The 6,770-nt window shown below is 70.1% G+C and carries 6 protein-coding genes; 3 read left to right on the top strand and 3 right to left on the bottom strand.

Going from position 1 to position 6,770, the window contains the following annotated elements; genetic code table 11:
• Nucleotides 1-383 precede the first annotated feature (383 nt).
• Both PUT80_RS43105 and PUT80_RS43100 read left to right on the top strand, forming a co-directional pair.
• Complete coding sequence (locus PUT80_RS43105; RefSeq protein ID WP_009071860.1) at nt 384-593, top strand: hypothetical protein; 210 nt, start codon at nt 384-386, stop codon at nt 591-593.
• Nucleotides 593-1,126, top strand: coding sequence for a Clp protease N-terminal domain-containing protein (locus PUT80_RS43100; RefSeq protein ID WP_037807521.1), 534 nt, complete (start codon nt 593-595; stop codon nt 1,124-1,126). The genes PUT80_RS43105 and PUT80_RS43100 overlap by 1 nt, the downstream gene beginning before the upstream one ends.
• Here PUT80_RS43100 and PUT80_RS43095 read toward each other — a convergent pair.
• The gene (locus PUT80_RS43095) at nt 1,123-1,764 is read right to left on the bottom strand and encodes a membrane protein (protein WP_037807523.1); all 642 of its coding nucleotides are present in this window, start codon (nt 1,762-1,764) and stop codon (nt 1,123-1,125) included. The two genes, PUT80_RS43100 and PUT80_RS43095, sit on opposite strands and share 4 nt — an antisense overlap.
• A gap of 61 nt (nt 1,765-1,825) precedes the next feature.
• On the opposite strand from PUT80_RS43095, the gene PUT80_RS43090 reads away from it, so the two are divergent.
• On the top strand, nt 1,826-3,265 hold the full coding sequence (locus PUT80_RS43090; RefSeq protein WP_275295567.1) for a PLP-dependent aminotransferase family protein: 1,440 nt from the start codon (nt 1,826-1,828) through the stop codon (nt 3,263-3,265).
• Between the two features lie 436 nt (nt 3,266-3,701).
• Here PUT80_RS43090 and PUT80_RS43085 read toward each other — a convergent pair whose 3' ends face one another.
• Entirely contained in the window at nt 3,702-5,138 is a 1,437-nt protein-coding gene (locus PUT80_RS43085) for a hypothetical protein (protein WP_275295566.1), read from the bottom strand.
• A gap of 441 nt (nt 5,139-5,579) precedes the next feature.
• Complete coding sequence (locus tag PUT80_RS43080) at nt 5,580-6,746, bottom strand: pyridoxal phosphate-dependent aminotransferase (protein WP_037807528.1); 1,167 nt, start codon at nt 6,744-6,746, stop codon at nt 5,580-5,582.
• Nucleotides 6,747-6,770: the final 24 nt, after the last annotated feature.

Here is a 6,770-nt window from a genome sequence, read left to right as displayed (position 1 = left end):
CCTGGCGGCGACATCGCTTGGTGGTTGCGTGGGGCACCCCGAAGTTTGATTGTGCTGACGGTTCGGGGGTGCTTGTCAAGGCGGGAAAGATGCCTTGACAAGCACCCCCGAACCGCAGGGAGGCTTCGTATCGGGGTTGGGGGAGGGGCTGGGTGCCTCGCTCGTTGGGTGCATCGGTGCGGCTGGGTGCCTTGATGGTTGGGTGCTGCGGTTGCGGTTTGGGTGGGGGTTAGCGCCCCAATGTGGCATTGGGTGCATGTGGCGCACCCAATGTGGCGTTCGGTGCATCTGACGCACCCAATGCCGCATTGGGGCGCGTCGCTGGCTCACGCGCCATGTCAACTCGGGTTGACAGGCGCCGCGTGTCAACCTAGATTGACATCATGACGGAAGCGACGGATTTGGCCGCTCGCGCTGGTGATCGGGATCCCCGGGTGGGGCTTCGGGCGGTGGCTGCGTTGAGGCGGTTGCTTGAGCAGTTGGAGGCGGTGCAGGTGCGCAGTGCGCGGATGCACGGCTGGTCTTGGCAGGACATCGCGGCCGAGTTGGGGGTCAGCCGGCAGGCCGTCCACAAGAAGTACGGGAGGCATTGATGTTCGAGAAGTTCACCCATGACGCCCGGAGAGCGGTGGTCGAGGCGCAGGCCGCGGCGCATGAGGCGGGGGCTCGGGAGATTTCCGCGCAGGCGGTTTTCGCTGGGCTGGCGCGGATCGAGGACGGCGAGGCCGTGCGGTTGCTGCGAGATCTCGGGGTGTCGCGCGAGGACGTCTTCGCTGAGCTTGCCCGGGTGCGCCGCCGCGGCGGGATCAGTGATGCCGATGCCGAGGCGCTCACCGAGTTCGGCATCGACGTTGATCAGATTGTCGAGCGGGTCGAGCAGACGCACGGGCCGGGTGCGCTTGCTCAGGCGAGCCGGCCCACGCGGCGCAATCACTTGCCGTTCACTGAGGACGCGAAGAACGCGTTGCAGATGAGCGTGCGGGAGGCGCAGGACCTCGGCGACAAGCATCTCGGGCAGGAGCACCTGCTGCTCGCGCTCGTGAAACAGCGCGGTCCGGTGGCCGACTTTCTCGCGGCACGCGGGATCGATTATCCGGCGGTCCGGCAGGCCGTCGGCAAGCGCTAATGCTGTTCTTGCTGGTCCGCCCCGGTGCGCCAAGTGACCAGCGGGAGCAGTGCCTGAGTCAGCGGGCCGATGCTGAGGGCGTACAGCACGGTTCCGACGCCGACCGCGCCGCCGAGCAGCCAGCCCGCGGCCAGGACGAGTACCTCGATGCCGGTCCGGACCAGGCGGACGGACCAGCCGGTTCGGGCGTGCAGGCCGGTCATCAAGCCGTCTCGGGGGCCGGGGCCAAGGCGGGTGCCGACGTACACCGCGGTCGCGACGGCGTTCAGGACGACGCCGCCGACCAGCATCAGGATCTGCCAGACGAGCACGTGCTGGTCGGGTAGCACGGCGCGCACCGCGTCCACCGCTACCGCGATCACCGCGATGTTCGCGACGGTGCCGATGCCGGGGCGCTGCCGCAGCGGGATCCACAGCAGCAGCACGAACACCGCCACGACGGCGCTGATCGTGCCGAACGTCAGCCCGGTGATCTTGGTCAGGCCGTCGTTCAGCACGTCCCACGGGTCGAGCCCGAGGCGGGCGCGGGTGAGCATGGCCATGCTCGCGCCGTAGAGCGCGAGGCCGGCGAGCAGTTGGACACCCCGGCGCGCGGGGGCTCGGCGGAGGCTGAGGGGACTGAGGTCGGTAACTGCCACTTCTCCACTATTGGCGCCAACTGGCCTGGTATGCCATGGCCAATGCGCGATAATTGGCCTTATGGAACCTCTGGGCGGCCGCATCTCGGGACGGCGATTGGCCATATTGCTGGGGGAGTGGCGGCAGCGTGGCTCCCGGCAGGGGGCGACCGACCTCGCCGCGGCGGTCGAGTTGCACGTGCTCGACGGGCAGTTGCCGATTGGCACGAGGCTGCCCGCCGAGCGCGAACTCGCTGACGCGCTCGGGGTCAGCCGCACGTTGATCGGGGCGGCGCTCGATCGGCTTCGCGCGGACGGTCTCGTCGCCAGCCGTCGCGGGGCTGGGTCGTGGGTGGCGGGCGTGGGCAACCGCGACGAGGCCGAGGCGGTCCGGGACGACCTTCTCGACCTCGCGCGGGCCGCGCCGCCCGCTGTGCCTGGGCTGATGGCCGCGTTCGACACCGCGCGGCGTGATCTGGTCGAGTACGTCAGCGGAAACGGCTATCTCACTGGGGGACTGCCGCGGTTGCGGGAGCGGATCGCCGAGCGCTACACCGCGCGCGGCCTGCCGACGTCGCCGGACCAGGTGCTGGTGACGTCCGGTGCGTACTCCGCGTTCGTGCTCTGCCTGCGGATGCTGAGCGGGCCCGGTGACCGGGTTCTGCTTGAGCAGCCGACGTATCCGAACGCCATCGACGCCGTCCGCGCGACGCACGCGTTGCCGGTTCCGGTCGCGCTCGATCCGGTGCGCGGCTGGGATTTGCCGGGGATCGAGGCCGCGCTGCGCCAGGCCGCGCCTCGGTTCGGCTACCTCGTGGTGGACTTCCAGAACCCGACCGGACTGCGCCTCGACGCGGCCGGACGGGAACGGCTCGGCGGGCTGCTCGCCCGGTCGCGGACGCCGGTCGTGGTCGACGAATCGTTGGTGGAACTGGATTACGAGGGCGATCCGGTGGACGGTCCGCCGCCGCTGGCCGCGTTCGGCGGGGATCTGGTGCTGAGCGTCGGATCCGCGGCGAAATCGCAGTGGGGCGGATTGCGGCTGGGCTGGATCCGGGCGTCGACGGATTTGCTCGATCGACTGCAGTCCTCCCGGTTCGCGGTCGACCTCGGCGCGCCGGTGTTCGACCAGCTCGTGCTGGCCGCGCTGCTCGAACCGGAAGGCTACGACGTGCTCGCCCGGCGCCGGGCCGAATTCCGGGAGCAACGGGACATCACGGTCGCGGCACTGCGGAAGTACTGTCCAGAGTGGACATTCCAGGTGCCGCCCGGCGGACTGTCGCTGTGGTGCCGGTTGCCGGAACCGATGAGCACGCGGCTGGCGGTGTCGGCGGCGAACCACGGGGTCCAAATCGCGCCCGGGTCGAGGTTCGGGGTGCACGGCGGGTTGGAACGCTGGCTGCGGCTGCCGTTCGGGCTGCCGCGCGAGCAATTGCCGGAGGCGGTGCGGCGGGTGAGCGCGGCGGCGGCTTCGGTGCGCGGCTGCGCGGATGTGCCCGCGGAACGGATTGCGGTGACCTAGCGCGGTTTTGTCTCCGAAAAATGAACAGCCGGTGCACCGGATGGGATCCAGCCACTCCAGGGATGGTGGCGGTCACCTGTCCGGCGCACCGGCCGATCGTCCGAGGCGCTTCCCGGCACAGCCCCTCGAAGTGCCGGGAAGCGCCCTCGGTTCAGGCGGGCTTCGGTTGGCGCAGGCTTTTGCTCGGCGCGGTGAGCGAAAGCCTCCGGAGCACGCCCGTGGTGGGTCCCGGCGCCGCGGGGGCAGCGCGGCGCCGGGACCAGGACCCGATCCGGCCGGGCGCGGTCGGCCGGTCGGGAAGTGCGGTCATGGTTCAGCCCCTTGATCGAAGTAGCACTGGTGCGAAGGGGTGAGTCCGGCGCAGCGAACGGGCGCGCGCGATCAAGAAGTTGATCTTGAGGTGGACGGAGCTCTCCCCGGATAACCGGTTGGAGGGTCAGTCCGGGGAGGTGGTCGGCAGGGCGGCGTCCCTGCCCGCGCCGTCGACCTCGTGGTCGCGGCTGACGCCGATGAGCTTGAGCTGAGTGACGGTGTCGCCGTCGCCGGCCAGCGCGAACAGCTGGCGCAGACCGCCGTGCCCGTCGTGTCCCGGCGAGACACTCGACGCGGGCGCGGCAGGCGCGGCCGGAGCCGAGGGAAGACCTTCGCCGCCACCGCTGCTGCCGCCGCCAGCCTGGCTGCGTTCCTTGACCGGCGGCGCGGGCTGGGTTTCCTGCTTGGCGGCGGGCTGCGCGGCGAGGACACGGGCGGGCGCGGAGTGGACGACCGGCGCTTGCTTGCTGACCTGCACGACAACCGGCGCTTCCGGCTCTTTCGCCAGCTTGCCCGCCGGGACGGAGACGCTGATCGACCCGCTGGCGACCGGAGCAGGCTCGACCGTGTCGACCGGCGGCTCGACAACCCGGACCGGCGCGGTGTCGATCACGGTGTCGACCGAGGTGACCGTGGTGTGCAGGGCGGTGTCGACGGTGTCGTTGACGGTTCCGAGGATGCCGTCGAGGAGCCCCGGGTGGCCGGTTTCGGTGCCGCCGAGGAGTCCGCCCAGGAGGCCCGGGCCGGAATCGTGGCTGGTGCCGCCGAGAAGACCGCCGAGAAGCCCTTGCTGCGGTTCGGGTTCGCTGCTGATGCTGCTGAGCAAGCCCTGCTCGGGCTGGCTGCTGGGCGAACCTTGGCTGGGCTCGTTGCTGGTGCTGCTGAGCAAACCCTGCTGAGGTTCGGGATTGGCGCTGCTGGGCTTGCTGCTGGGCAGACCTTGCTGAGGTTCGGGATTGGTGCTGCTCGGGCTGCTGGGCAGGCCCTGCTGGGGTTCGGCGCTGGGCGAACTCTGGCCGGGCTCGCTGCTCGGGCTGCTGACCGGCTGCGTGGTCGCGTCGGACGCAGGATCGCTCGCCAGTGCGTGGTGTTTCGCCGCGCCCGGGCTCTTTGCCTTGGCTGGCTTGGTGATCTTGGTCGAGGGCCGGGTCACCGCGATGCTGGTGTGGTGGCCCGGGCCGTTGCCGGACACAGCGGCCGGACGGAAGCTCACGTCCGGCCGGTAGTCGTCGGCGGAGATGTGGAACCGGTGGAGCGAGGCGCGTTGCGTGCCGGGCATGGCCCAGGTGAGGGTGCCGGACGTGGCCGTTCCGGCGTAGCGGTGCTCCGGTTCGGTGTCGGGAGCCGAAGCGGCCGGGCGGTCGATGTGCTCGTCCGCCGCCGCGTTCGCCTGCGACAACGCCGCGCCGAGCAGCCATCCGGCCAGGGTGAGCCCGCCGGCGACGGCGATCCGGGCGGCGGGCCGGGCGATCGGAGCAGCCCAGGCTCGGGGCCGTCGTCGCGCGCCCGCGCGCGCGAAAGAGGAGTTCCGCTCGGTGCGGTTCGAAGCGCGGTCGGCCATTCCGAGGAGCGCGGGACCCGCGTTCCCAAGTGGACTGAAGCCGGACGCCACGGGATGTGCGAGGCCGCGCGAATGCGCCATGCCGGTCACGCCACCACCACCGTCCGCGCCTGAAGCTCGTGCCACCGCACGAGACTGATCTTGCTGGGGCTGTCTTCCGGCCAGGTCGCAGGTCCCCCGGGGCTGCCCTCTTTCTAGCACCGGACGCGAGTGTTTCATCTCTCCCGCGCTCGATCCACCCCGTAAGGCGGAACGTCCGCACCGGCTCTGGTGTCCGATCCGCCCTAGTCGATCACACTGCGTCGCCTCAACCGGGCCAGATGCGGCCATCCGGGCGGCCCGTCCGCGGCGCGAATTCGGGCGTTGACCCGATGTTTCGGCCACCGCGACACTCTCGGTATCTCGTTCCCGCAGGGGCGAACCGGGCCCGGGCGCCAGTCGTCAGACGAGTTTCCGCAGGCGTTCGACGGCTTCGTCGATCACCTCGTTGCGCTTGCAGAACGCGAACCTCAGCAGATGTTTCCACTCGTCCGGGTGATCCGTGAACACCTTGACGGGTACCGCGGCGACTCCGGCGCGTTCCGGAAGCGTCCAAGCGAGCTCGGCGGCGTCCTCGAAACCGAGCGGACGCACGTCAGCCGTCACGAAGTACGTTCCCGCACTCGGCCGTACTGCGAATCCCGCATCAGCGAGACCAGCGGAAAGCCGATCCCGCTTCTCCTGCAGACTCGCGCGCAGGTTTTCGACCCACTCAAGCTCGTTGTCGAGCGCGTACGCCACGGCCGGCTGCAGCGGTCCGCCGGAGACGAACGTGATGAACTGCTTCGCCGCCTTCACCGCGGCCACCAGCTCCGGTGTCGAGCAGATCCAGCCGATCTTCCAGCCGGTGCAGTTGAAGGTCTTGCCCGCGCTCGAAATCGCGACGGTCCGCTCGCGCATCCCGGGGAACGACGCGAGCGGCAGGTGCTCGGCACCGTCGAAGACGAGGTGCTCGTAGACCTCGTCGGTGACCGCGATGAGGTCGTGCTCCACGCACAGCCGCGCGACTTCCTCCAGCTGCGCGCGCGAAAACACGGTGCCCGTGGGGTTGTGCGGCGAATTCAGCAGCACCGCGCGGGTTTTCGGCGTGATCGCGTCGCGGAGGGCGTCGAGGTCGAGTTCGAGCTGTCCGTTCTCGGTTTCGACCAGCCCGATGACGCGTCGCTGCGCGCCCGCCATCGCGACCGCGGCGGCGTACGAGTCGTAGTACGGCTCGACCACGATCACCTCGTCGCCAGCCTCGGTCAGCGCGATCAGCGATGCCGCGATGGCCTCGGTCGCACCCGCGGTGACCAGGATCTCCGTGTCCGGGTCGTAAGTGGCTCCGTAGCGCTGGCGGTGCCTGCTGATCGCGGCGCGCAGCTCCGGACGGCCCGGCCCGGGCGGGTACTGGTTGTCGCCGCCGAACAGGGAGTTCTTCGCGGTTTCGAGCATCCCGGCGGGCCCGTCGGTGTCCGGGAAGCCCTGGCCGAGGTTGACCGCGTCGTGCCGGACGGCGAGCGCGGTCATCTCCGCGAAGACCGTCGAGGTGAACGGGCGGAGGCGGGGGACGAGAGCTGGTTCACGCACGAGAACGCATCCTCACGGACAATG

Source organism: Amycolatopsis sp. La24 (genome assembly GCF_029087445.1).
Taxonomy (GTDB): domain Bacteria; phylum Actinomycetota; class Actinomycetes; order Mycobacteriales; family Pseudonocardiaceae; genus Amycolatopsis; species Amycolatopsis nivea.
Note: the sequence above shows the minus strand (reverse complement) of the source record. Positions and strands in the feature narration are given on the sequence as shown.

Excerpts from the sequence above, each read along its gene's own strand:
- PUT80_RS43085 (WP_275295566.1), bottom strand. The coding sequence starts at position 5,138 with ATGGCCGACCGCGCTTCGAACCGCACCGAGCGGAACTCCTCTTTCGCG.
- PUT80_RS43105 (WP_009071860.1), top strand. The coding sequence starts at position 384 with ATGACGGAAGCGACGGATTTGGCCGCTCGCGCTGGTGATCGGGATCCC.
- PUT80_RS43100 (WP_037807521.1), top strand. The coding sequence starts at position 593 with ATGTTCGAGAAGTTCACCCATGACGCCCGGAGAGCGGTGGTCGAGGCG.
- PUT80_RS43090 (WP_275295567.1), top strand. The coding sequence starts at position 1,826 with ATGGAACCTCTGGGCGGCCGCATCTCGGGACGGCGATTGGCCATATTG.